Below are 26,848 nucleotides of genomic sequence, written 5' to 3' on the forward strand. Positions count from 1 at the left end.
TATTTGCTCGTCTAACAAAAAGTTAGGCCCCGGTAAACTAATCGGGGTCTTTTGCTGTTTGTAGCTATTTACGAACAACACTTATTTAAGCCGTAAAACGACACGGCGTTTACAATATCTTGTAATTTAAATTTTTAAAGCCTTGGCTACTAAAAAAGATAACTCAAGAATCAGTTTTTCATCTATTAAGAAAGTAATAGATTATCCCGATTTCCTTGATATACAGCTTCAGTCCTTTAAGGATTTTTTCCAGTTGGAAACTCCAGCCGAAAAAAGGGAACAAGAAGGATTATTCAAAGTTTTTTCTGAAAATTTTCCAATCACGGATTCAAGAGAAAACTTCGTACTGGAGTTTATCGACTATATAGTTGATCCTCCAAAGTATTCTGTTGATGAAAGTATCGACAGGGGTCTGACGTACTCAGTACCTTTAAAGGCGAAATTGAAACTTACCTGTAATGATGAAGATCATGAGGACTTCGAAACTATAGAGCAAGAGGTTTTCTTGGGTAATATACCATATATGACGAAGAAAGGATCTTTCGTGATCAATGGTGCAGAGAGAGTTATCGTATCTCAGCTTCACAGATCGCCAGGTGTATTCTTCGCACAAAGTAAGCATACAAACGGAACCAAGTTATATTCTGCCAGAATTATACCTTTTAAAGGATCATGGATTGAGTTTGCCACTGACGTTAATAACGTTATGTACGCTTATATCGACCGTAAAAAGAAGTTCCCTGTAACTACACTTTTAAGAGCCATAGGGTACGGTACCGATAAGGATATACTAGACCTTTTTGGTTTATCTGAAGAAGTTAAGGCTACAAAAAAGGATCTAAAGAATGCTGCCGGCAGAAAACTTGCAGCAAGGGTTTTAAAGACGTGGACAGAGGACTTTGTGGATGAGGATACAGGAGAGGTAGTTTCTATTGATAGAAACGAGGTTCTACTGGAAAGGGATCATATTCTTACTGAGGAGGATATTGAAACCATTGTTGATTCTGGATCAAAGTCGGTTATTCTTCATAGGGAAGATGTAAATGTTACTGATTATACTATTATATTCAATACATTGTCGAAAGATAACTCAAACTCAGAGAAAGAGGCTGTTGAGCAAATCTATCGTCAATTAAGAAACACGGAAGCTCCTGATGAGCAAACAGCACGTGATATTATCCAAAGTTTATTCTTTAGTGAGAAAAGGTATGACTTAGGAGAAGTAGGTAGGTACAGGATTAATAAAAAACTGGGGCTTGACATCGACTCAGACCAAAGGGTATTGACAACAGAGGATATTATACTCATTGTTAAGTATCTTATCGGTCTTATCAATTCTAAAGCGGTAGTTGATGATATTGATCACTTGAGTAACAGACGTGTAAGAACTGTAGGTGAGCAGCTATATACTCAATTTGGGGTTGGTCTTGCTAGAATGGCAAGAACGATCAAGGAGAGAATGAACGTGAGAGATAATGAAGACTTTAAGCCTGTTGACCTAATTAATGCGCGTACATTGTCTTCTGTAATTAACTCCTTTTTCGGAACAAACCAATTGTCCCAGTTTATGGATCAGACAAACCCTCTTGCTGAGATTACTCACAAGAGAAGGATGTCTGCATTAGGGCCAGGTGGTCTCTCTCGAGAGAGAGCAGGTTTTGAGGTTCGAGATGTTCATTATACTCACTACGGAAGGTTGTGTACAATTGAAACACCAGAGGGACCTAATATTGGTCTGATTTCTTCACTTTGTGTTCATGCCAAAGTGAATAATATGGGCTTCATTGAAACGCCTTATAGAGAAGTGCATGAGGGCAAAGTGGTAATGTCAGGAGATGTGAAGTACCTTACTGCAGAAGAGGAGGATACTCACAATATTGCACAAGCTAACGCTCCATTGGAGGACGACGGTAAGTTTATAAATGAAAGGGTTAAGGCCAGGTTTGAAGGAGACTTCCCAGTAGTGGAACCCGCTGAGGTTCGTTATATGGACGTTGCGCCAAACCAGATTGTATCTGTAGCGGCTTCACTTATTCCTTTCCTTGAGCATGATGATGCAAACCGTGCATTGATGGGATCAAACATGCAGCGCCAGGCAGTGCCTTTGATGAAACCAGAAGCACCAATTGTTGGAACAGGACTGGAAGGCAGGGTAGCACTGGATTCTAGAGCACTGGTATTGGCAGAGGCGGATGGAGAAGTTGAATTTGTTGATGCTAAGAAAATCGTTGTAAAGTATGATATGGATGAAGATGATCTTCTTATCAACTTTGATGATGACTTTAAAACATATAACCTGATTAAGTTCAGAAGAACGAATCAGGATACTTGCATCAATCTTACTCCTATAGTTAAAAAAGGAGAAAGGATTTTGAAAGGTCAACCTCTTGTTGAAGGATACGCAACACAAGGAGGAGAGCTGGCTTTAGGTAGAAACCTTAGAGTAGCATACATGCCTTGGCAAGGGTACAACTTCGAGGATGCGATTGTTATTTCTGAGAAGGTAGTTCGTGACGATGTTTATACTTCTATTCACATAGATGAGTATGAACTTGAAGTTAGAGATACCAAAAGAGGAGAAGAGGAATTGACCTCTGAAATTCCTAACGTTAGTGAAGAGGCTGTGAAGCACCTTGATGAAAATGGTATCATAAGAGTTGGTGCAGAGGTTAAGGAGGGAGATATCCTTATTGGAAAGATCACCCCTAAAGGAGAAACAGACCCTACGCCGGAAGAGAAACTTTTAAGAGCTATTTTTGGAGATAAGGCAGGAGATGTAAAAGATGCATCTATGAAGGCTCCTCCATCATTGAGGGGCGTGGTTATAGATACAAAACTCTTCTCACGTCCTAAGAAGGATAAAGACCTTAGAGCAAAATCTAAGAAGGAGGTAGAAATACTTAAGAATAAATACACTAAGCAGTTATTAGCTTTAAGGTCTCAAATGATTGAGAAGCTAACTCAGTTGCTTGATGGTAAAGCATGTCAGGGGGTTAAGCACAAATTTGGGGATGAACTTATCAGCAAAGGAGTGAAATTTAATGCTAGAAATATTGAGCAGAACTTATTCCCTGAAAAGAATATTTATAAAGACGAAAGTACATATAACGTACCTGAAGAGGTAAATTTAATTTCTGATGTTATACTTGATAACTGGACAACTGAAGAGAAAGTAAACGATTTAGTGTTTAGACTTGTTAAAAGTTACAATATCAAACGTAACGAGATAGCAGGTGATTTCAAGAGAGAAAGGTTTACTTTGGAGGTTGGTGACGAGTTACCTGCCGGTATTGTACAGCTAGCTAAAGTTTATATAGCTAAAAAGAGAAAACTTAAGGTAGGTGATAAAATGGCTGGGCGACATGGTAACAAAGGTGTGGTCGCGAGAATCGTTAGAACTGAGGACATGCCATTCCTTGAGGATGGAACGCCTGTTGATATCTGTTTGAATCCACTTGGTGTACCTTCTAGGATGAACTTGGGACAGATTTATGAAACAGTATTGGCATGGGCTGGTCTTGAGCTAGGAAGAAAGTATGCCACTCCAATTTTTGATGGAGCTTCAATGGATGAAGTAGCCAAGGAATTGAAGGAAGCAAGTCTTCCTGAATATGGTAGAGCGTACCTTTATGATGGGCTTACGGGGCAGCGATTTGATCAACCGGTTACAGTAGGTATAGCTTATATGCTTAAGTTAGGTCACTTGGTTGATGATAAAATGCACGCAAGATCTATAGGACCGTACTCATTGATTACTCAACAACCGCTTGGAGGTAAAGCTCAGTTCGGTGGACAGAGGTTTGGTGAGATGGAAGTTTGGGCTCTTGAGGCATTCGGTGCATCACACGTTCTTCAGGAAATCCTTACCATTAAGTCGGACGACGTAATCGGAAGGGCTAAAGCTTACGAGGCTATAGTAAAAGGTGAAAATATGAAAAAACCTAACATTCCTGAGTCATTCAATGTTTTAGTTCATGAATTGCGTGGACTTGCATTGGAAATTACTTTAGACTAATATTTAAAATATTGATGGCTGGGAGTTTATCTCCCGGCTATAGACATTAAATAATCAAACTATGTCGTTCAGAAAGAATAAAAAACTAAACCTTGATTTTTCTAAGGTTACCATTAGTTTGGCATCACCTGAATCTATTCTTGAGAGTTCTCACGGTGAAGTCACACAACCGGAAACCATAAATTACAGGACTTACAAGCCTGAGATGGGCGGATTATTCTGTGAAAGAATTTTCGGTCCAGTTAAAGATTGGGAATGTCATTGTGGTAAATATAAAAGAATACGGTACAAAGGTATCATTTGCGACAGGTGTGGTGTTGAAGTTACCGAGAAGAAAGTAAGAAGAGAAAGAATGGGGCACATAGAACTTGTTGTTCCGGTTGCTCACATTTGGTACTTCAAGTCATTACCTAATAAAATTGGCTATTTGCTTGGGCTACCTACAAAGAAGCTAGATCAAATCATATATTATGAGCGATATGTAGTTATTCAAGCTGGTATCAAAGAGGAAGACGGTCTGGCAAAGATGGATTTCCTTACTGAGGATGAGTATCTGGATATCTTGGATAAATTGCCTAGAGAAAACCAACTTCTTGATAACGATGATCCTAACAAGTTCATTGCTAAAATGGGAGCAGAGGCTCTTGAAATGTTGTTGGCAAGAATCCAACTGGATGAACTTTCTTACGAACTGAGACATCAGGCTGCTACAGATACTTCTCAGCAGAGAAAAGCGGAAGCATTGAAAAGGTTGAAGGTAGTTGAAGCTTTTAGAGAAGCTCGAACCAGAATCGAAAACCGTCCTGAGTGGATGGTTATAAAAATGGTTCCTGTAATTCCACCAGAATTAAGACCATTGGTCCCTCTTGATGGAGGTAGGTTTGCTACTTCAGATCTTAACGATCTTTACAGAAGAGTAATCATAAGAAACAATCGTCTTAAGAGACTTATAGATATTAAAGCTCCTGAAGTAATCCTTAGAAATGAAAAGCGTATGCTTCAGGAAGCAGTGGATTCACTATTTGACAATTCAAGAAAAGTTAATGCTGTGAGATCTGATGGGAATAGAGCTCTTAAATCTTTAAGTGATATGCTTAAAGGTAAACAAGGTCGATTCCGTCAAAACCTTTTGGGTAAAAGGGTTGATTACTCTGGTCGTTCAGTAATCGTTGTAGGACCTGAACTTAAGTTACACGAGTGTGGCCTGCCTAAAGATATGGCTGCGGAGCTTTTCAAACCTTTTATTATCAGAAAACTGATTGAAAGAGGAATAGTTAAGACTGTTAAATCAGCTAAGAAGATAGTAGATAGAAAGGATCCAGTAGTTTGGGATATTCTGGAGAATGTCTTGAAAGGACATCCAGTTCTTCTTAACAGGGCTCCAACGCTTCACAGATTGGGTATTCAGGCATTCCAGCCTAAATTAATAGAGGGTAAAGCAATTCAGTTGCACCCATTGGTTTGTACAGCATTCAACGCAGACTTTGACGGTGACCAGATGGCTGTTCACGTACCGCTTGGTCAGGAAGCTGTTTTGGAAGCTTCATTGCTGATGCTTTCATCTCATAATATCCTAAACCCTGCAAACGGAGCTCCTATTACGGTGCCTTCTCAGGACATGGTACTGGGACTTTACTATGTAACCAAGGGTAGAAGAGGAACAGAGGAAAAGCCTGTTGATGGTGAAGGAATGATGTTCTACAGCGCTGAGGAAGTTATCATAGCGATTAATGAAAATAGACTTTCTAAGCATGCCTATATTAAAGTAAGAACCAGGGTTAGAAATGATAATGGCGAATTAGAAACCAAAGTTATAGAGACCGTAGCTGGTAGGGTTTTATTTAACCAGTATATACCAGAGGAAGTAGGTTTCGTTGATGAACTCCTTACAAAGAAAAAACTTCAGCAAATTATCTCTGATGTATTCAAGATTTCCGGAATGGCAAGAACCGCACATTTCTTGGATGATATAAAAGAGCTTGGTTTCCAGATGGCATACAAAGGAGGTCTTTCAATGGGACTAAATGATGTGGCTATACCAGCTGAGAAAGAGGAACTTGTTGCTCAGGCTAAGGAGGAAGTAGATGCAGTATGGAATAACTACCTGATGGGTCTTATTACCGATAATGAGAGATACAATCAGGTAATTGATATTTGGACAAGAATAAATACTCAGCTTACTAATACACTAATGACGAAACTTGCTGAGGATGATCAAGGCTTTAACTCAATCTACATGATGATGCACTCAGGAGCAAGGGGATCGAGAGAGCAGATTCGTCAGCTGGGAGGTATGAGGGGGCTGATGGCCAAGCCTCAGAAAAACCTTGCTGGATCGGTTGGAGCTATTATTGAGAACCCAATTCTTTCCAACTTTAAGGAAGGTCTTGACGTAATCGAGTACTTTATTTCAACTCACGGTGCTCGTAAGGGTCTTGCAGATACCGCTTTAAAAACTGCCGATGCTGGATACCTTACAAGGCGTCTTGTTGATGTTGCTCAGGATCTTGTAATTACTGAGGACGATTGTGGTACATTAAGAGGATTAACAGTTACCGCACTCAAGGATAATGAAGATATCGTTGAGGCGTTATCGGAGAGAATTCTTGGACGTGTATCTGTTCACGATATTTATGATCCACTTTCAGATGAACTCATCTGTGAGTCTGGAGAAGAAATTACTGAAGAAATAGCTAGAGTCATTGACGAAAGTAGCATTGAGGAAGTGGAAATCAGATCACTTCTGACTTGTGAAACGAAGCAAGGAGGTTGTGCTAAATGTTACGGGCGTAACCTGGCAACAGGTAATATGGTACATGCTGGTGAGTCTGTTGGTGTTATTGCAGCACAGTCAATTGGTGAACCAGGTACGCAGCTTACATTAAGAACCTTCCACGTTGGTGGTACTGCCTCAAACATTGCTGTTGATGCTAACATAAAAGCAAAATTTGATGGTACTATAGAGTTTGAAGGAATTAGAACTATCAAGACAACCAATAAGGAAGGTGATGCTGTTGAAGTAATCATGGGACGTACTGGTGAAATTAAAGTTGTGGATGAGAAGAGAGGCGTGGTGCTAATGACAAATCACGTACCTTACGGATCATTCCTTAAAGTGAAAGAAGGACAGAAAGTTGAAAAAGGACAAGAACTTGTTTTCTGGGATCCTTATAATGCTGTAATCCTTTCAGAATTTGATGGTGCAATTGAGTTTGAATCAATTATAGAAGGGATTACTTATAAAGAAGAGTCTGATGAGCAAACAGGTCACAGAGAAAAAGTAATTACTGATACAAAGGATAAAACCAAAAACCCTGCAATTAGAGTAAATACCAAGGATGACGGTAAATCATACAATATTCCGGTGGGAGCTCACTTGGCAGTTGAAAATGGAGAGAAGATTAAGGCAGGGCAGATTCTGGCTAAGATTCCTCGTACCATGGGTAAATCAAGAGATATTACAGGGGGTCTTCCTAGAGTTACTGAGTTATTTGAAGCCAGAAACCCTTCAAACCCTGCAGTAGTTAGTGAGATAGATGGAGTTGTTACATATGGAGGTATTAAACGTGGTAACAGAGAAATCTTCATTGAGTCAAAAGATGGTATTAAGAAGAGGTATTTGGTGTCATTGTCTAAGCACATTCTAGTTCAGGATAATGACTTTGTGAAAGCGGGTTATCCACTTTCTGATGGAGCGATTACTCCAGCCGATATTCTTGCTATTAAAGGACCAACTGCTGTTCAGGAATATTTAGTAAATGAGATTCAGGAGGTTTACCGTCTGCAAGGTGTGAAAATCAATGATAAGCATATTGAGGCTATCGTTAGCCAAATGATGCAGAAAGTTCAAATCGTAGACCCGGGAGACACCAGTTTCCTTACTCACGAGATTGTTGATAAGTTTGTGTTCAGTGAGGAAAACGATGCGGTTCTAGATAAGAAAGTGGTTACCGATGCAGGTGATTCTGAAAACCTCAGGCCAGGTCAGATCATTACAGCTAGAGAATTAAGAGATGAGAATTCTACCCTTAAACGTAAAGATCTTAAAACTGTTGAAGTAAGAGAGGCAATGCCAGCGGTATCTAAGCCTACATTACAAGGAATCACTCAAGCGTCGTTGAAAACAGAGAGCTTCCTTTCTGCGGCTTCTTTCCAGGAAACCACTAAGGTGCTTAGTGAGGCTGCAATACGCGGTAAAGCAGATCAATTACTAGGACTTAAAGAAAACGTAATTGTTGGACATTTGATACCAGCAGGGACAGGACAGAGGACTTTCAAAGATGTTATCGTAGGTTCTCAGGATGAGTATAACGAGCTGGTGTCTTCAAAAGAGGAATCTAAAGAGAGACAACTTCAGGAAGGTAATTAATAATGGCTGAGGATAATAAAGAAAAAAAAGAGAATCCCAATCAGATAAACATCGAATTATCTGAAGAGGTTGCCGAAGGAGTTTATTCGAATCTGGCGATGATAGCCCATTCGAATAGCGAATTCGTTATAGACTTTATTCGTCTGATGCCGGGTGTACCAAAGGCAAAAGTTAAGTCCAGGATAGTAATAACTCCTGAACATGCAAAACGGTTACTAACGGCTTTGAATGAAAATATTCATAAGTACGAAGAGACTTTTGGTCCCATTAAAAAGACTGAAGAAGCCCCTAAATTTCCAATTAATTTTGGAGGGACTGTTGGGGAGGCCTGATACACTGAAGGAATCTGTGTATCAATAGAAAATAAATTCAACCCGAAGTATTGCTTCGGGTTGAATTTATTATATAAAGTATTTGATAAGTAAGACTGTTTTTTTTAACTTTGCAGTCCGAATTTTAAAATGGAATAAAAACTAAAGAAAGAAATATAAATGCCTACTATTCAACAATTGGTTAGAAAGGGTAGAAAGAAGTTGGTAACTAAATCCAAATCGCCTGCTCTTGATTCATGTCCACAAAGGCGAGGTGTTTGTACCAGGGTGTACACTACTACACCTAAGAAGCCTAACTCTGCTATGAGAAAAGTGGCAAGGGTAAGATTAACAAACGGTAAAGAAGTTAACGCTTATATACCGGGCGAAGGCCATAATTTACAGGAACACTCGATCGTATTGATCAGAGGGGGAAGAGTAAAGGACTTGCCAGGTGTAAGATATCATATCATTAGAGGTGCACTGGATACTGCTGGTGTTAATGGTAGGTTGCAAAGAAGATCAAAATATGGTGCTAAAAGGCCCAAGAAATAAATAAGTAGAAAATAATGAGAAAAGCTAAACCAAAGAAAAGGTATATCCTGCCAGATCCTAAATTTCAGGATACTCTTGTTACCAAGTTTGTTAACTATCTAATGATTGACGGTAAAAAGAGTACTGCTTATGCTATTTTCTACGAGGCTATGGAGCAAGTAGAAAGTAAGACAGGAGAAAATGGCTTGGAGACTTGGAAAAAAGCTCTAAATAATATCATGCCTTCTGTTGAGGTTAAGAGTAGAAGAGTTGGGGGCGCAACATTTCAGGTGCCAATGGAGGTTAGACCTGAAAGGAAGATCACTCTGGGAATTAAATGGATGATTAGATATGCTCGTCTTCGTGGAGAAAAGACTATGAGAGACAGACTGGCGGGTGAGATTATTGCAGCTTCAAAAGGAGAAGGTGCTGCAGTTAAGAAAAAGGATGATACGCACAGAATGGCTGAGGCGAATAAGGCATTTTCACACTTTAGATTTTAATATCTGTTACAATGGCAAGAGATCTTAGATTAACGAGAAACATAGGTATCGCTGCACACATCGATGCTGGAAAAACTACTACTACAGAGCGAATCCTGTATTATACTGGAGTAAGCCACAAGATAGGAGAGGTACACGACGGTGCTGCAACTATGGACTGGATGGAGCAGGAGCAAGAAAGGGGTATTACAATTACTTCTGCTGCGACAACAGTATTCTGGCCTTACAAAGGTGACAATTATCATATTAATATTATTGATACTCCTGGACACGTTGACTTTACGGTTGAGGTGAATAGATCTTTGAGGGTATTGGATGGTTTAGTTTTCTTATTTAGTGCGGTTGATGGTGTTGAGCCTCAATCAGAAACTAACTGGAGACTTGCAGATAATTATAAAGTTGCTAGAATCGGATTTGTAAATAAAATGGACCGTGACGGTGCCGATTTCTTAAACGTGTGTAAGCAGGTTAAGGAGATGTTAGGTACTAAAGCAGTTCCACTTCAATTACCAATTGGAGCTGAAGCTTCTTTCAAAGGAGTTGTAGACCTTGTTGAAATGAAAGCAATGGTTTGGAACGAGGATGACATGGGAATGACATTCAACGAAATTGACATTCCTGAGGATATGAAGGAAGAGGTGGATGAGTATAGAGAGCATTTATTAGAGTCTGTTGCCGAGTACGATGAGACTTTAATGGAAAAATACTTTGAGGATCCTGATTCAATATCTAGAGATGAAGTAGTGGCAGCTTTGAGAAAAGCTACCATTGACTTGGCTTTCGTGCCAATGATGTGTGGTTCAGCCTTTAAAAATAAAGGAGTACAAACTATGCTAAACTATGTAATGGAGCTTTTACCATCTCCGTTAGATAGAGATAATATTGTTGGTGTAAATCCAGATACAGACGAGAAAATCTCTAGAAAGCCTTCAACTGAAGAACCTTTCTCAGCATTGGCATTTAAGATTGCTACCGACCCATTCGTAGGTCGTCTATGTTTTGTGAGATCGTATTCTGGGCTACTTGATTCAGGTTCGTATGTGTTTAATACCCGTACGAATAAAAAGGAAAGAATTTCTCGTATTTTCCAAATGCATGCTAACAAGCAAAATCAAATTGAACAGTTGCATGCTGGTGATATAGCTGCAGTAGTAGGTTTTAAGGATATAAAGACAGGAGATACGCTTTGTAACGAGAATCATAAAATTGTTCTCGAGTCAATGGTATTCCCTGAGCCTGTAATTGGATACGCAATTGAGCCTAAAACTCAGGCCGATGTTGATAAAATGGGTATGGCAATTGCTAAGCTCGTTGAGGAAGATCCTACGCTACAAGTAAATACAGATGAAGAAACTGGTCAGACTATCCTAAGGGGTATGGGTGAGCTTCACTTAGATATCATCATGGATCGTTTGAAAAGAGAGTTCAAAGTAGAAGTTAACCAAGGTGCTCCTCAAGTAGCATACAAGGAAACTATAACTTCGCTGGTTGATCATAAGGAGGTATACAAAAAGCAGACCGGTGGTAAAGGTAAGTTTGCCGATATCGTCTTCAAATTAAGTCCAGCCGATCCAGATGAGGATGGAGTGATTAAGCCAGGATTACAATTCGTTAATAGTATTACAGGTGGTGTGATACCAAAAGAGTTTATCCCAGCCATTCAAAAAGGTTTCGATCAGGCTATGAGCAACGGACCTTTGGCAGGATACCCAATTGAGGCTATGAAAGTTGAGTTGTACCACGGAAGTTTCCACGATGTTGACTCAGATGCCCTTTCTTTTGAGTTAGCGGCTAGGCTAGGATTCAAAGCTGCTGCTAAGCAAGCAGGACCTCAACTACTAGAACCAATTATGAAGGTAGAAGTGGTGACTCCTGATGAGTATACAGGTTCAGTTACAGGTGATTTGAACAAGCGTAGGGGATTGATGAAAGGTATGGATACCAAAGGAGCTGCTCAGGTTATTAAAGCTGATGTGCCTTTATCAGAACTGTTCGGGTATGTTACTGACCTTAGAACTATTACTTCAGGTAGAGCTACTGCATCGTTGACGTTCTCACACTACGATCCAGTTCCTAAGAACCTTGCTGACAAAGTAATAGAAGAAGTTAAAGGAGCAGCCGTTTAATTAATAAAGCTATGAATCAGAAAATTAGAATAAAACTTAAGTCATACGATCACAATTTGGTTGATAAATCATCTGAGAAAATTGTGAGAGCTGTGAAGACTACTGGTGCAGTAGTAAGCGGACCTATTCCTCTTCCGACAATAAAGGAAAAATTTACAGTGTTGAGATCACCTCACGTAAATAAAAAGTCGAGAGAGCAGTTTCAGCTTTGTACTTACAAAAGACTAGTTGATATCTATTCAAACAGCACAAAAACTGTTGACGCTCTAATGAAGCTTGAGCTTCCAAGTGGGGTAGATGTGGAGATCAAAGTCTAAGTAGGCATACTGAGATTAAAGATAAAAAGGCTGATACATTGTATCGGCCTTTTGTATTATTGAGGCTCTAGTCTAGCCCACTATAGCTTTATTTAAATTAATTCATTTAATTTAGCATAGTAATTAAAACGCTAATTTATGAGTGATATATTATATGATGAAGTACCATCACTTGATCTTGCAGATTTCAATAGTGGTGATGAAGCTCGCAGGAGCAAATTTGTAAATGACCTAGGAGAAGCTTATAATAATATAGGTTTTGTAGCAATTAAGAATCACTACCTCACCGAAGAGTTATCTCAAAAGTTATATGCAGCTATACAGAAGTTTTTTTCGCTGTCAGATGATGTTAAGCAAAAATATGAAATTGATGGACTGGCAGGTCAGCGAGGTTATATAGGCAAAGGAAAGGAGCATGCCAAAGGAAGAAAAACAGGTGACCTAAAAGAGTTTTTCCATATTGGGCAGGAGGTAACGGACAATGATCCTATAAAGGAGGAGTACCCTGACAATGTTTGGGTCGATGAAGTGCCTGACTTAGAGGCCATAGGCTTAGAAGTATACAAGCGGTTGGAAAAGACAGGTGTTGAAATGTTGAGAGCGATAGCTCTATACCTTGGTCTTGAGGAGAGCTATTTTGATAATAAGGTTAAGAATGGAAACAGCATATTAAGACCTATACATTATTTTCCTATTGATAATCCAGAGGCGGTACCAGATGATGCTGTTAGAGCAGCTGAGCATGGAGATATTAACCTTATAACTCTCTTAATGGGTGCAAGTGCCGATGGCCTTCAAGTTTTAAGGAGAGATGGTAAATGGATACCTATTACAGCGCTTCCTGAGCAGCTGGTTGTCAACGTAGGTGATATGTTGGAAAGACATACCAATAAGAAATTAAAGTCTACGATTCATAGAGTGGTTAACCCTCCTAAGGAGCAGATGAAAACATCTAGATATTCTATTCCATTTTTTATGCATCCTAGGTCTGAAATGGATTTAACCTGTCTTGAGAATTGTGTTGATTCAAATCATCCTAAGGAGTTTGACGATATTACTGCAGGACAATTCCTTGACCAGAGATTAGCGGAGATAGGCCTTAAGAAATAACCTGAGCGTTGATAAAGAGGGTACGATATTATATCTTCCTGAAAGACGTTTTGGTGTTGGCATTAAGCGCCTTTGGCGGTCCTCAGGCGCACGTTGCGCTTATGTTTGATCTTATGGTCGCGAAGAGAAGATATTTGTCTGAAGAAGACTTAATAGAGCTTAATGCTTTGTGTCAAATATTACCGGGGCCTACTTCCACCCAAACAGTTACTGCAATTGGTTTTAGGATAGGTGGCCCCAATCTTGCTTATTTGACTTTGCTAGTGTGGATGATACCGGCTGTTACATTAATGACTATTGCTGGGATTACAATGAGTCATTTGCAGTCTCAAAATATGTCTACTGAGTTTACAAAATTTATCCAACCCATGGCCGTAGGGTTTGTTAGCTATGCGGGACTGAAAATTAGCAAGAAAGTTATTAAGACCAAAACAGCCGTGGTGATTTTACTTCTTTCGGCCATTGGATCATTTCTTTTTAGGTCACCTTTCGTGTTCCCAATATTAATACTTGCGGGTGGTGCCTTTACAGCCTTTAAGTATAAATCTCAACCCATTGAAGAGAAGGATAGAATAAAAATACAATGGGCTAACTTTATCTTGTGGGCAGGATTCTTTGTTTTTATAGCTGCATTAGGAGGTGTTACAAGGTATCTTCCTGTACGCTTGCTGGAGAACTTTTATCGTAGTGGCAGTCTGATCTTTGGAGGAGGGCAAGTATTAATACCACTACTCTATACAGAATTTGTAGAATTCAAGCGATATTTGACTTCTGAGGAGTTTTTAACGGGCTATGCACTAGTGCAGTCGGTTCCCGGACCAGTTTTTTCGTTTTGTGCTTACATAGGTGCGCTGTCAATGCGAGGTTTTGGTTTTGGTGGACAAATACTAGGTGCACTTGTTGCTTCAATTGGGATATTTTTACCAGGAACGTTTCTAATATTTTTTGTTATTAGGTTCTGGGAAGGTCTTAAAAAGTACCGTATCGTGAAGGCATCGTTAGAAGGTATTAATGCTGCTAGTTCAGGTATGGTTATAACAGCTGCTGTTCTAATGTTTCTTCCTCTTGACCCTAATCTTCAGAATATCTTAATTACTATAGGAACGTTTGCGGTACTTGCATTTACAAAAATACCAGCTCCAATAATTATATTAGTAGGTCTGGGAGCAGGGTTTGTTTTATAAAGAATTTTATTGAAGGTCTCATACTATTTGCATCATTATTCTCTGACTTTCGAGCACATCGCTTTGTTTCGTAGAGTTGTATAAAAGCCTGTTTTAGTTATTTCATTGTTGTTGCTCTAAGTCCTATGGCTGCCTGAGAATCGTTTATTTTGCTTTGCCTGGTAACCTCAAATTGAACAAAGAAAGGGATACTGTTCCGGTTCCTGTCTGGCGTAGAGAGCTTGATGGCTATTTATAAAAATGATAAACTTGTTCCGGAACTGTGGGATTGTTCTACTATTTGGGGTGCTTGATTTACATTTCTTCTTCAGGTGACCTTTCTTGTACTATATCCTTTAGCCTGGTCTTCACCTAGAACATTATATAATGTCAGGTTTTTTAATACGCAGTTGAATGGGGTGCTTTTTACTATGTTTCCAGAACCTAAAATCTATGCTAAAATAAATCATTTGTATACACACAAATGCTTATGTTTTTAATTTAAGTCGCATCAGCTGATTAGATAGATTAAACTAAAGAGTTAGTTGATTTAGCCAAAAAGAAACCCGGTTTTAACCGGGTTCTAATATTATCCTAATTTAAAGGTAATTGGTAATATAATTCTTTGTTTTACTGGTTTCCCTCTTTGTTTTGGGGGGCTCCATTTCGGGGCTCCTTTAATAACCCTCACTGCCTCTTCATCACAACCAGCCCCAATACCTTTTACAGCTTGAACTTCAGTGAGAGAACCATCTTTATCAACAACAAATTGAACGTATACTTTACCTTCTATACCCATACGTCTGGCTTGAGCAGGGTATTTTAGTTTGTCAGCCACATATTTGTAGAAAGCCTCGTAACCACCTGGAGGTGTTGCAGGATCTTCTACAATCATAAATACCTCTTCGGCAACCTCTTCTTCAGGAGCCTCTTCTATTACAATGTCTTCAATAACTTCTTCTTCAGTAATTTCAACATCGAGGTCTACCTCAATCTCTTCTTCAATTTCCTCCTCATCAGGAACCTCTATAATTTCAGGTTGCTGAATTTTTGGTGGTGGGGGAGGTGGCTGCTCGGTAGGGGGTATTTCCAGCAAGTCCTCAAAATCATCTTGTACCTGTCCAAGGTCAACTAAATCCCCTTCTTCATAGTTTTTCCATTCGAAGGCCAATACCACTAAGCACATGGTAACTAGCAAACCAATGTTGAAGAAAAGACCAGTTTTCTTGCCAAGGTTAGCTTTTTCTGTCTTTTTAGCTTCCATTATTAATGTACTCTTTATTTAAAATCAAAATAAGTCGTGTTTTCAAATATACAAAACTTAATCAATTTTCAATCAAGCTTTTAACTTATTACGTATATTAAACAGCAATAATCCCAAAAAACATCCTGCCACATTAGCCACAGCATCATATGTCTCCATGGACCTGTCAGGTATAATACTTTGCATGCCTTCAATCAAAAAACCGTAGCTAGCTGCAATAGTTATTCCGATATAAATGGCCCTTTTTTTTCTGATGGAACCTTTCAAGTTTTCATATAATCCGCTAATTAGCAGAAACGTCAGAACAAAAAATACAAACCCATGTCCTAGTTTGTCATATGAAAAGATGGATAAGTCGGGAACAGATTTACCAGGGGTTAGTGTTAGGATTAGGATTAAAATGGCCCAAATTATCGATCCTATCAGATACTTGTTTAGCATGTAAATTAGCCGCCTATTACTTCTTTGTAAGCGTCTGCACTTAACAAGTCATCAATTTCTGACTGATCAGATAGTTTGATTTTAATCATCCATCCCTTTTCATAAGGATCTTCGTTAACTAACTCAGGGGCTGATTCTAGTTCGGAGTTTACTTCTTCTACAGTACCGCTAAGAGGCATAAATAGGTCAGATACTGTTTTTACAGCTTCTACAGTACCAAAAACTTCGCCTCTTTCTACCTCGTCTCCTTCGGTTTCAATTTCAACATAAACAATGTCACCAAGCTCTCCCTGAGCAAAATCTGTAACTCCAACAATGGCCGTATCGCCATCAATTTTCACCCATTCATGATCCTTTGTGTACTTTAATTCGTTCGGAATGTTCATATCTTTGTTGTTAAATTTTGGCTCAAAAATACACTCTTTTTCCTAATGCAGAAATTTTTATTGAGCTAAACTAAAGCGTATCTGAACTCCCAACCGGGTTGTTGCCCGCCTGTAAGAATTTGATATTTTTGGTTCGTTAATGTTGCGCTCAAAGTAAAACTGCAGATTAAGCTTTTCATTTAATACATAACTGATGTTGGGCCTTAGTTGGATGTTGAGGCCTCCATTAGTGATGGTATTTACTTCATTAATTTTCCTTTGGATAGTTTCCGTATCCCTGATAGTGAAGTTCATTCTGAAGGTAAGGTCATTTTTCAATGAGATTACTCTACCTTGTGATTTAAAAGGAAGTTTAAAATTAGCTTTTGTAAAGCCTACTTCGAGAACAATATCGTTACTCCTTACCTCTGTTACCTGGGCGTTTGTAATATTAAGTGCAACATCGCGTTTCGTCTTATACTCAGCCTTTGCTGTTAGTCTACTTTTTGTTCTAATGTTAATTCCAATTAGTGGAGAAAACTGTTCGCTAATCATTACTTGACTAATGATATAAACAGGTACTAGTTCTCCCTCGCTGTTGAGGCTGCCAAACTCCGAATCATTATAGCGCTCTATATTTCTGTCCAGTTCTAACCCTTCAGTATATTGCAATGAGTTGCTATAATTTGAAACAGTATAATTTGATTGGTATCCGTGTGTAATGCCTACAGACTGAAATATCTTCTGAAGTGCCGGGATTCGGCTTAGCCCTGTATAATCAACTCTCCAGTTAGGTAATGGGGTTTCAGGGAATGGACTTAAACTAACATCACTTGCATTTTTTCCTGTATAAGCTGCTATGAAGGCTGGAATAATCACATCCTGAGAATTAGTATCATATACTATCCCTGTTTTTTCATTGAACCTGCTGAGAATATCAAACCTATTGGCTTCAAAATCTTGAAATATATCCGAATTGTTATCATCATCATCTCTGCTAAAAGCTGTTTTGATACTCATGTATGAAACTGAATAAGCCCCGGATCTACTGGGGTTTAAAGACGCAAAGAAGGGGTCTTCTCCATCATCTGCAACATTTCTGAAAATTTCTTCATATGAAGAGCTCTTTGTTTTTCGCACGTCTAACTGCACCTTCAAGTCTTTCAGTGGTTCAATGTTGGCTCTTATATTATAATCCTGAGTTTTGGTTTGAGTAAAAGGAGCTGTTAATTCATTATTAGTTGTTAAGGCTCCTGCTTTCTGAAGTTCAAACCGGATGTCAGGGTCCTGGGATCCGAGAATGAATGGCAGGCCTGGTTCGTTCCAACTGCTGTCCATCCCGAAAAGGAATGCTCGAGGCATGTACCCAGGGATCAACGTACCTTCACGAAGCGTATAAGTAGCATTGATAGACCTTACAGACATTAACAACCGGAAGAAGCCCTTCAAACCCTTGTTTTCAGCTTTTGGGGCCTGTTGAGTTGTGTCTTGTACATTGGTTTGTCTAAGGGAGCTCCTTCTCGTGCTTCTTGAAGGAGAGTTGATCTCTTTAAGAAAAGAGATTTTATTATATAGCTTAATCAAGTCTATCTTCCCGCTTATTGTATTGTCTCGGCTATTTTGAATGGTATTTCCGAAATCGAGACTATCTGGTCGGTTAATTGGTCCTGCTGTCCATGAGAAACCAGCTTGATACCTGTATTCGGCGCTTGTCCAGTCGGTAATAGGTAGTTTGTCAAGGGGAAGACGGTAGTTTGCACTAACCGTCTGGTCAAAGTTTTTCATTCGACCCAGATTTTTTAGGTTGGTCATTACCGAATCTCTGTATTGGTCTGCGGTAATATACTCGTTTGTGCTTAGACTATTACCTCCCCTAGGATCGCTGTCTGGTTCATCAATGATTGCATTGGCCCTGGCATTGTAATCTAGAGACAAGCTTTTCGTAATGTCCCATTGTAGGTTATAAGTACGGTTAAATGTGAAATACTTCTCCATATTTACAAGGTCACTATTGTAAACATCAGGGTTATTGCGATAAACCGTTTTTCGGAACTCTCGTCTTAATTCACCTCTTACTGAAATGTTCGTTGGGACTGGTGTGAAATTGAAGTCTTTGATTAACTTCAAAAATGGTGATTTAAGGAATTTAATATCCTTGAAAGGCTCCCAAGGGAGCACTTGAGGACTGTAATTATATGCAACAGCGGCATTGTGGTTTTCCTGGAGTTGCTGCTGTAAGTTGAAATTTGTTCGTATCATTTCACTATAGGCATAGGTAAATGACAGATTTTCAACATCATAAATATGCTTTTTTGCATCAGGTTTTACCTTTACTTTGCGCACATTAGTAAAGTTTATGCTCCTTCTCGTGGTTTCATCAGTTACCTGATCTTCGTATTCTCTGCGTTCTTCTTCTGTTTCCAATGACTGCAGCGTTGCGTCTAACGTAATGTCCGGATTGGCTGGGTCGAACTTTGGCTTAATGGTCGTTTTTTCGTAGCTGACATACATTGGGATCTTTAAACCCAGCTGCTCTGGGAGCAGCTTGTCCAATGTAACGTTAGCTGAAACGTCGTAAGAGGTAGTTTCTTCTCGCGTACGTTCGGCAATCTTTGATTGAATACCGCCAAAACCAAATGTAGTGTGCCTTGCAGTGGCTGTTATATTAGCAAAGTCTGCTAATTTGGTATTTAGGGTTGCATTGGCAGCCCACCCTTTGGTCCTATCAAAGTCGGTTACCCTTAACTCATTGGCCCATATACATACTGATTTAGCCGCCCCGTCAGATCGGGGATTCCTGATACCAATGGTAAGCCAGGTGACTGCACTCATATCAGGATTACCCCTTAATCTAATTCTGTTATTGCCGACATCTTTTGGTCCACTGAGGGGGAAGAGCTCTCTTTTAGATATGTTTTCCCTATCACGCTGTGATTTAAGTGCGTAGAGGGCTTCTATATCTATATCAATCTCATTCTCGACAGGCCAGATGTCTTCTGCCAGTATAGCTCCGGGTTCAGTAATTTTAAGAGGTACTTCTATTTCGTAATAGTTGGAGTCCACATCAGAGCCTAACCTTAAAAATGCTGTAACTTCATCATCCTCTGCGTCTTGACTGTCTGCGTGCAAGAACATTTTTATTCTGCCATAGTTGATTAGGTCAAGAGCTACTTGCTTGTAAACAGCACGAGCATTTCCATCCTCCAGGTCTTCAACGCATACTTGGAGAGATTGCTCATTTAATCTTCTTTCCACTGAAGACGTATTATCTCGGTCCCTGTTAAAACCAGGAGGTAATACATATGGTGATAATGTCTCGCTACCGGCGCCATTTTCTTCAACGTTTACAACAGAAACAGTGAGGTTGGTGAAGTCCTCTGCTTCATTAACCTGATTGAATTTAGGGTCCGCTAATGAGTTATCATACCTTCTCCATCGACTTGCCACAAAGCGAAAGTTTGCCATTCTAAGCACTACAGGTTCAGAAAAGTTAGTAAGATAGGTTCTTAAGTACTTGATTGATTTGAACCCTGATATACCTCCATAAGTTGCATCAGGTTGTCTGATCGGTATTCTGAACAAGTACCATGTTACTTCATCTCCATTTACTTGTTTGCTTACTTTGTCCACCACATATTCATGGCTTTCTAATTGGTTCGGATCAAGATCAATTTTGTATTCATAATACTCCTCCAACTCATTGAGGGTGTTATCACTATTTAAGTCCTCATTGTCCGGAATTGTAGTGGCTGAAGGTGTGTAGAGTCCAGTATTATTGGTGACTACCGGAGAGTTGTTTTCTATACCATTAAAATTCTTATATCGCTCCAGGATTCCAGCATCTTTTGAGTCAAGTTCGTCTCCCAGGAAATAAGTAAAGTCATCGGCTGTTGGGTCAGGGAAGTTTGCAAAGGCTTGAAATGGTCCATATAACTTTTCTTCTTCATTGCTCAAACCATCAAAACCTACGTCCTGATTTGCTCTTGCTGACTCTGAATTATCAAATGCGTTGGTGAGATATTGCTGAGTTGTAACAAAGCCCCAAGGAGAGGTCTCTTTAGCTCCTATTGGGTTGGTGATGTCAAAGCCATTGGCAGGCAGACCATTTTCAAAGGCATGCTTTCCATCTGGTACCAAGTCTTCAGAAATGGAGCCAAGGTTAAAATAGAGATCTCCACCAGTAGTGTTTGGTTTGTTGTTTCCCCTGCCATCATCAATATTTCCGTAGGGTGAGTTGATGAACGGATCCATTAACCAAAACTCAATGTACTCTACATTTGACTTGTCAAAATCTACTTCCGAGCGAATAGCATTGGTCATACCCCCCCAGTTTGATCTTATTTCACTGGAGTTAGTAAATACACCGTCAGTTCCGGCCACCGCAGGGTTTAAATTATACTGCCCTCTTTCTGCAGGATAGTATGCAATATCAAAGATGGGTTGAATATTAATAACATTTGGGTCAAGGTTAGGGAAGATTTCCTGTGGTGTTACCTGTCTTATGTAATGATTTTTAAGATCTTCATCCGAAATTCCTTCTGGCTTTCTTCTGTCACTACGGTAGAAAAGATTATCAACTTGATACCAGGCGACTTTAGCTCGTTTATATCCATACTCCAGATTATTCCGATTGGAACCATTGAACCTGTTATCAGAAGTGCGAGGGGTAGAAGCCAACTTCCAGCTGTTAGGATTGCCTAGCGCAAATGGCGTTGCTGTATTCTCAAAATCATCAATATAGGAGGTGCCCTCGCCATCCACAACGTTGGATGTCCCAGGTATTAGCTGAGCAAATTCAGCGTTGAATGTAATGCTTGATGGTTCCTTGGTTTGAATTAGAGGTAGCTTGTCAAGCATTTTTGTAATGAAGCGAGAGTCTTTCCTTATGTTAATATCAAAGCCATATTTTGTGTTTCTAGTTGGTTCATTACCAACACTCACCCTGGATATCAGAGGCCTTTCATTTAAATGAAGTAATGTAGCCCCAAGGGTGATATCATCATCTACTTTGTAATCCAATCTGGTTCCCAACAGTGTTCTTGACTGAAAATTGAAAAGGTCAGCTTTTTCGTATGAAATGGTCAGTTGCTTGCCTGAGTTGAGTACTCCTTCATTGATGATATTCACTTTACCAAAAGTATAGTCAACTTGGTAATCAACACCCTCCTGCAATGGAGAGCCTCCGGCATAAACCCTAACGGATCCTTCTGCAATATTAAATCCCGGAATAACAATTTCATTAGTCGATCCGGCCTGGAAGCGACCCATGATTACATACTTATTCTTTCCAGAAACTAGTTCGGCATCGTTTCTTGTTTTGTTATACAGTTCTTCGTAAACGTATTTTTCTACCAGTCCTTGCTCTTGGGGTTGAAATTCGTTACGCAGGGGGTCATCGAATGGCTGTAAGTATGGGAAGATGATCAAGCCGGATTCCGGTTCAATAGTTACTCCTTCTACATAGTCAAAATTACCATCTCTTGTAGGGTCTTCATTTTGATTAAGCCTATCCAGACCAAAGATTTCAATCAATGGTTTTGTACTGGCCGTTACACCTTGCTGGAGCTGTGGATTATCTATTCCAGTGTTATCATCACGATAAATTACTCTGAGTTGGAAACCTTCTTCCGCAATGTTGGTTCCATTGAGGTTGTAGATGTTTTTCATCATCAAGTCCCATGTAGGAACTCTATTATCTTGTGCGTCTGTAATGTTGATTTTCCGTGGCCTAAGGAGTTTTAGGAATACGACCTGATCTTCATTAAGATTAGAATAATCTTCGGATAGTTCACCTACTTTATAGCTTTTTCCATTATAGGTGTATTCGTATGCTACTGCGAGAGCTTCATCATTTTGCAGCTTTCTAAAAAGTGTGATATACCCCAGACGAGAATTTACGACATATTCATTTGGAGCTAGTTTACGTGCACTGCTTATTTTTTCAAAATCCAAACCGTTCGATTGAGCTCCAAAAAGGCTTTCAAGCCGTGAAGTTATATCATCTGCGTTTCTGCTGTTTAAACCAAGAAGTTGTTGAAAAAGTGTGTTTGCTCCATTGTAGTTGGCCGTAGCTCCTGCTGTAGGGGAGACAACTGCATCGCGGTAAATATTTGCAGTGTTGGGTTCTGCCAAATCCATGAGGCCAACCACGTTTCTTAAGGTTTGGGTGTCATTGTTTCTATTAACTACATAAACTTCGACACGAGTTACATTTACTCCTGAATTTACAAAGGGTATGCTACTCAGCCATTTTTCATAATTATCTCGGAAAAAATGCCCAAGAAAGAAATGCCTGTTTTCATCATAGTTTGATGCTCGTATCTCAAATTCACGCCCCTGAACACCACCACCATCAATAGTTATTGATTCTGATTTTCCTCTTTGCGTTGAAGCAACACTGGTGACATAGAGGTCTCCAAATTGCATCTGCGCTTTAATACCAAATAGGTTCTGTGCCCCCGTAATCAGGCTATTATTAAGCGGAAGACTTACATTACCGATTTCAAGTTTTTGAAGAATATCTTCTTCATATCCAGTGTACTCTACTTTAAGGTTGTTTTCAAAGTCGAAGGAGTTATTGTTGTCAAAATTTGCGGTAACCTGAAGTTTCTCGCCGATCTTTCCGACCACGTTCATACTTATTTGCTGATCAAATTCAAATCCCCCACTTCTCTGTTGTCGAATAGGGATATTGGGGTTGTTGATCCTTTGCCATCTACCCCCAAAATCCAGGGTAACAAAACCCCTTGGAATGATCTCAACATATGTGCCCCCAAAGATTCGATCAAATATAGGGCTCACATAAATAGGAGGTATAAGATTTCTGCCACTTACAGCACTTTCTCCATCTAATCCTGCTGATCTGTTTTTCCAGTAATCTTTTAGTTGTTGTCGTTCCTGATATCGCTTGAACTCTTCAAAGGTCATAGAAGAGGTTGGTCGGTAATTTAAATCACCTATCTTTTCATAGATGGTGTAGTTCATACCGGTGTCAATTTCAACATCTAACTGAAGACTAGCCGGATCTTGCAGCAATAGAGGTGATGGACTAGTAACATTGCTGAATGGGTCCCCTAAGCGATCTTTAGGTTGAAACGTTGGCTTTCTTGATGGCTCGTATTGTTCGTTTTTTGCTGAATCAAGTTTTGTAGTGTCTTGTTGCTGCAACTTTATCAAATACTTTTTCGTAGAATTTGAAAGGTTAAAGCTTTTATTCTTTGGATCTTCCTCATAGGTAAATCCAGAGCAAATCACGTAAGCGCATAGAATAGCCGAGAGCGATTTATAGATTCTCTTTGAAATCAAAACGTAAGTATTATCACGCGTTTTTTAATGTGAGCTTAATTAATTCCTCCAAAGTAATCGTATTTCCCGAATTTTTCAGGATCCTGTCGATACTTTTTTCCGCCGCAGATTTGTTAATTCCTAGCGTTATCAAGGCGGATAACGCTTCAGAACGCATAGTATTGTGTGAAGTTGATGCTAATTCTGATTCATCAGGATAAAGCCCTTCTTTTTTGATCTTATCTTTTAATTCAAGTATAATGCGCTGTGCGGTCTTTCCACCAATGCCTTTAACTCCCTGAATTGTTTTAACATCTTCATTAAGTATGGCCTGTTTCAGTTCTCCAGAGGAAAGCGAGGACTGTATCATCAAGCCTGTGCTGGGACCCACACCAGAAATGGAAATAAGATTAAGGAACATCTTCTTTTCCAATGGACTTGAAAACCCATAAAGGGAGTGGGAGTCTTCCTTTACATGTAAATATGTATGAAGCATGATGCTTTCTACATCCTTTATATCTCCAAATGTGGCCAAAGAGATATTTACGTGGTACCCAACCCCGTTGACATCTATTATCACGTGGGTTGGGTCCTTGAATGAAAGTTTACCTTTGAGGTATGAAATCATTTTTTAAGGTTGTTATGGTATATCTGGGCGTCCACTACTGCAATGGAAGTCATGTTAATTATTTCTCTAACGGAGCTGCCCAGTTGCAATATATGAACTGGCTTTTTCATACCCAAAAGTATCGGGCCAATAGCCTCAGCACCACCAATTTCCATTAATAGTTTGTAAGCAATATTACCTGCGGCCAGGTTTGGGAAAATAAGTGTGTTTGCACCTTTTTCTGCTAATTCGCTAAATGGGTAGTTATTTTGTTGTATATGGGTATCCAAAGCTACATTGGCTTGGATATCACCATCTATAATAAGTTCCGGGAATTTTTCTTTAGCTAGTTTAACCGCCTGTTGTACTTTTTCGGGTGTTTTGCCTTTGCTTGAACCAAAATTGGAGTAAGACAATACAGCTATACGAGGTTCAATATCAAAGAATTTTACACCACGAGCCGTCATACCTATAATATCCACAAGCTCTTCTGCTGTAGGGTCTACATTTACCGTAGTATCGGAGAAAAAGAACGTCCCCTTCTTATTGGCAATAATGTACATGCCGGCAACTCTTTTTACGTCCTTTTCCATACCAATAACCTGCAATGCAGGAAGTATGGTCTTTGGGTAATCTTTGGTAAGTCCTGAGATAAGTGCATCAGCTTCATCGTGTTCTACCATCATACTTCCAAACATATTTCTTTCACGCATTAGCTTTGTTGCTTCGTACAGTGTTACTCCTTTACGTTTACGCTTTTCATAGTAGAGTTTTGCGAACTTTTCAACTTTCTCGTCTTCTTCATAAGTGTCAATAATAACACATTCGTTCAGTTCAAGTTTATGCTCTTCTATTAAGCCTTCTATAACATTTCTCTTACCTAGAAGAATCGGGAAAGCAATTTTTTCATCTTGGATTATTTGTGCGGCCCTAAGGATTTTAAGGTCATGAGCTTCTGCAAACACTACACGTTGAGGGTTCTTTTTAGCTCTGTTAATAATTCTTGACATTAGCTTCTCATCTATACCAATTCTCTGTTGTAATTCGATATGGTATAGACCCCAGTCTTTTATCTCTGCTCTGGCAACTCCTGTATCCATAGCAGCTTTGGCTACAGCAGGTGATATGGTTGTTATTAATCTTGGGTCAAGTGGCTTGGGGATAAGGTAATCTTTTCCGAACATTATTTTACTATCTCCATAAGCTTTGCTTACCATATCGGGGACAGGCTCTTTGGCCAAATCTGCAATGGCCCTTACTGCAGCCAATTTCATCTCTTCATTAATGGAAGTTGACCTTACGTCTAGCGCACCTCTGAAAATGTATGGGAAGCCCAGTACGTTATTAACTTGATTGGGATGATCGGACCTCCCTGTAGCCATGATAATATCATCGCGGGTTTTCATCGCTGTTTCATAATGTATCTCAGGGCTGGGGTTTGCCAATGCAAAAACAATTGGGTCATTAGCCATGGAAAGTATATCTTCCGGTTTAAGGATGTCTGCAACAGATAGACCCAGAAAAAAGTCAGCGCCATTAATAGCTTCTGATAGTGTTTTTAGCTCAGTGTCGATTGCAAATTCAGCTTTTGATGCATCAAGGTTGTTTCGCTTTTTGCTAATAACACCTTTGCTGTCACACATAATGATATTTTCTTTTCTTGCCCCAAGTGCAATATAGATTTTTGTACAGGCAATTGCAGCTGCTCCGGCTCCGTTAACTACTATTCTTATATCTTCTATTTTCTTGTTTACAAGCTCCAATGCATTAAGAAGCGCGGATGCTGAAATTATAGCTGTTCCATGTTGGTCGTCATGCATCACGGGAATATTCATTTTTCCCCGTAATTCCTGTTCTATCTTAAAACTTTCTGGTGCCTTAATGTCTTCCAGGTTTATCCCTCCGAAAGTAGGCTCCAGAGATTTTACAATTTCTATAAATTTATCAGGATCCTCTTCATTGATTTCTATATCAAAAACATCTATTCCAGCGAATTTTTTAAATAAAACGCCTTTGCCCTCCATTACAGGTTTAGAGGCCTCGGCACCTATGTTTCCTAAACCGAGTACTGCCGTACCGTTAGAAATAACACCTACAAGATTACCTTTTGCGGTGTATTTATAAACATCCTCTTTATTTGCTGCAATTTCTTTACATGGTTCGGCTACCCCAGGAGAATATGCCAAAGCAAGGTCCAGTTGCGAACTCAGAGATTTAGTTGGTACCACTTCTATTTTACCAGGTTGATTCTGAGAATGATAGTTGAGTGCGTCTTGTTTTCGTATTTTAATTGCCATAAGTTGGTGTGTTAGCATAACAAAAAAACTGCTTCATATTATAGCCACTCATTTGCCTATTTTAAGATTAGAAATAGATACACGAGGAGAGGCACTATTTAGAAGCAGCCTTCTTACCCTATATAAGATAAAGTTAATAAAT

At 39.4% G+C, this 26,848-nt stretch carries 15 protein-coding genes; 9 read left to right on the top strand and 6 right to left on the bottom strand.

Features of this window, described 5'->3' with window-relative positions:
* Positions 1 to 142 precede the first annotated feature (142 nt).
* From rpoB to chrA, 9 genes are all read left to right on the top strand, one after another.
* Positions 143 to 4,015 carry a DNA-directed RNA polymerase subunit beta gene (rpoB, locus tag JMN32_RS11285; protein WP_202856437.1) on the top strand — a complete coding sequence of 1,291 codons (3,873 nt, stop codon included), beginning with the start codon at positions 143 to 145 and terminating at the stop codon, positions 4,013 to 4,015.
* A gap of 61 nt (positions 4,016 to 4,076) precedes the next feature.
* Entirely contained in the window at positions 4,077 to 8,384 is a 4,308-nt protein-coding gene (rpoC, locus tag JMN32_RS11290) for a DNA-directed RNA polymerase subunit beta' (RefSeq protein ID WP_202856438.1), read from the top strand.
* A gap of 2 nt (positions 8,385 to 8,386) precedes the next feature.
* Positions 8,387 to 8,716: a DUF3467 domain-containing protein gene (locus tag JMN32_RS11295; RefSeq protein WP_202856439.1), complete on the top strand. Its 330-nt coding sequence runs from the start codon at positions 8,387 to 8,389 to the stop codon at positions 8,714 to 8,716.
* A gap of 159 nt (positions 8,717 to 8,875) precedes the next feature.
* A complete protein-coding gene (gene rpsL, locus JMN32_RS11300; protein ID WP_009581870.1) occupies positions 8,876 to 9,250 on the top strand; it encodes a 30S ribosomal protein S12 in 375 nt (124 codons plus the stop codon).
* A gap of 14 nt (positions 9,251 to 9,264) precedes the next feature.
* Positions 9,265 to 9,732: a 30S ribosomal protein S7 gene (gene rpsG / locus JMN32_RS11305; protein WP_202856440.1), complete on the top strand. Its 468-nt coding sequence runs from the start codon at positions 9,265 to 9,267 to the stop codon at positions 9,730 to 9,732.
* An 11-nt stretch (positions 9,733 to 9,743) separates the two neighbouring features.
* Complete coding sequence (gene fusA, locus JMN32_RS11310) at positions 9,744 to 11,858, top strand: elongation factor G (protein ID WP_202856441.1); 2,115 nt, start codon at positions 9,744 to 9,746, stop codon at positions 11,856 to 11,858.
* 11 nt (positions 11,859 to 11,869) lie between these two features.
* Entirely contained in the window at positions 11,870 to 12,175 is a 306-nt protein-coding gene (gene rpsJ / locus JMN32_RS11315) for a 30S ribosomal protein S10 (protein ID WP_009581876.1), read from the top strand.
* A gap of 138 nt (positions 12,176 to 12,313) precedes the next feature.
* A complete protein-coding gene (locus JMN32_RS11320; RefSeq protein ID WP_202856442.1) occupies positions 12,314 to 13,285 on the top strand; it encodes an isopenicillin N synthase family dioxygenase in 972 nt (323 codons plus the stop codon).
* A gap of 8 nt (positions 13,286 to 13,293) precedes the next feature.
* Entirely contained in the window at positions 13,294 to 14,469 is a 1,176-nt protein-coding gene (gene chrA / locus JMN32_RS11325; protein WP_202856443.1) for a chromate efflux transporter, read from the top strand.
* A gap of 568 nt (positions 14,470 to 15,037) precedes the next feature.
* Here chrA and JMN32_RS11330 read toward each other — a convergent pair.
* The 6 genes from JMN32_RS11330 to JMN32_RS11355 all read right to left on the bottom strand — a co-directional run bounded on the left by JMN32_RS11330 (position 15,038) and on the right by JMN32_RS11355 (position 26,706).
* Positions 15,038 to 15,712 (bottom strand): energy transducer TonB, encoded by a 675-nt coding sequence (locus tag JMN32_RS11330; protein ID WP_202856444.1) that lies wholly within the window; start codon positions 15,710 to 15,712, stop codon positions 15,038 to 15,040.
* Between the two features lie 72 nt (positions 15,713 to 15,784).
* Positions 15,785 to 16,153 (bottom strand): VanZ family protein, encoded by a 369-nt coding sequence (locus JMN32_RS11335; RefSeq protein WP_202856445.1) that lies wholly within the window; start codon positions 16,151 to 16,153, stop codon positions 15,785 to 15,787.
* Between the two features lie 5 nt (positions 16,154 to 16,158).
* A complete protein-coding gene (gene gcvH / locus JMN32_RS11340; protein ID WP_202856446.1) occupies positions 16,159 to 16,539 on the bottom strand; it encodes a glycine cleavage system protein GcvH in 381 nt (126 codons plus the stop codon).
* A 57-nt stretch (positions 16,540 to 16,596) separates the two neighbouring features.
* A complete protein-coding gene (gene sov / locus JMN32_RS11345; RefSeq protein WP_238354439.1) occupies positions 16,597 to 23,823 on the bottom strand; it encodes a T9SS outer membrane translocon Sov/SprA in 7,227 nt (2,408 codons plus the stop codon).
* 13 nt (positions 23,824 to 23,836) lie between these two features.
* A complete protein-coding gene (gene ruvA, locus JMN32_RS11350) occupies positions 23,837 to 24,430 on the bottom strand; it encodes a Holliday junction branch migration protein RuvA (RefSeq protein ID WP_202856447.1) in 594 nt (197 codons plus the stop codon).
* Positions 24,427 to 26,706, bottom strand: coding sequence for an NADP-dependent malic enzyme (locus JMN32_RS11355; RefSeq protein ID WP_202856448.1), 2,280 nt, complete (start codon positions 26,704 to 26,706; stop codon positions 24,427 to 24,429). The genes ruvA and JMN32_RS11355 overlap by 4 nt, the downstream gene beginning before the upstream one ends.
* Between the last annotated feature and the right edge of the window lie 142 nt (positions 26,707 to 26,848).

Origin of the sequence: Fulvivirga marina, from assembly GCF_016775155.1 — a bacterium.
Lineage (GTDB): Bacteria > Bacteroidota > Bacteroidia > Cytophagales > Cyclobacteriaceae > Fulvivirga > Fulvivirga marina.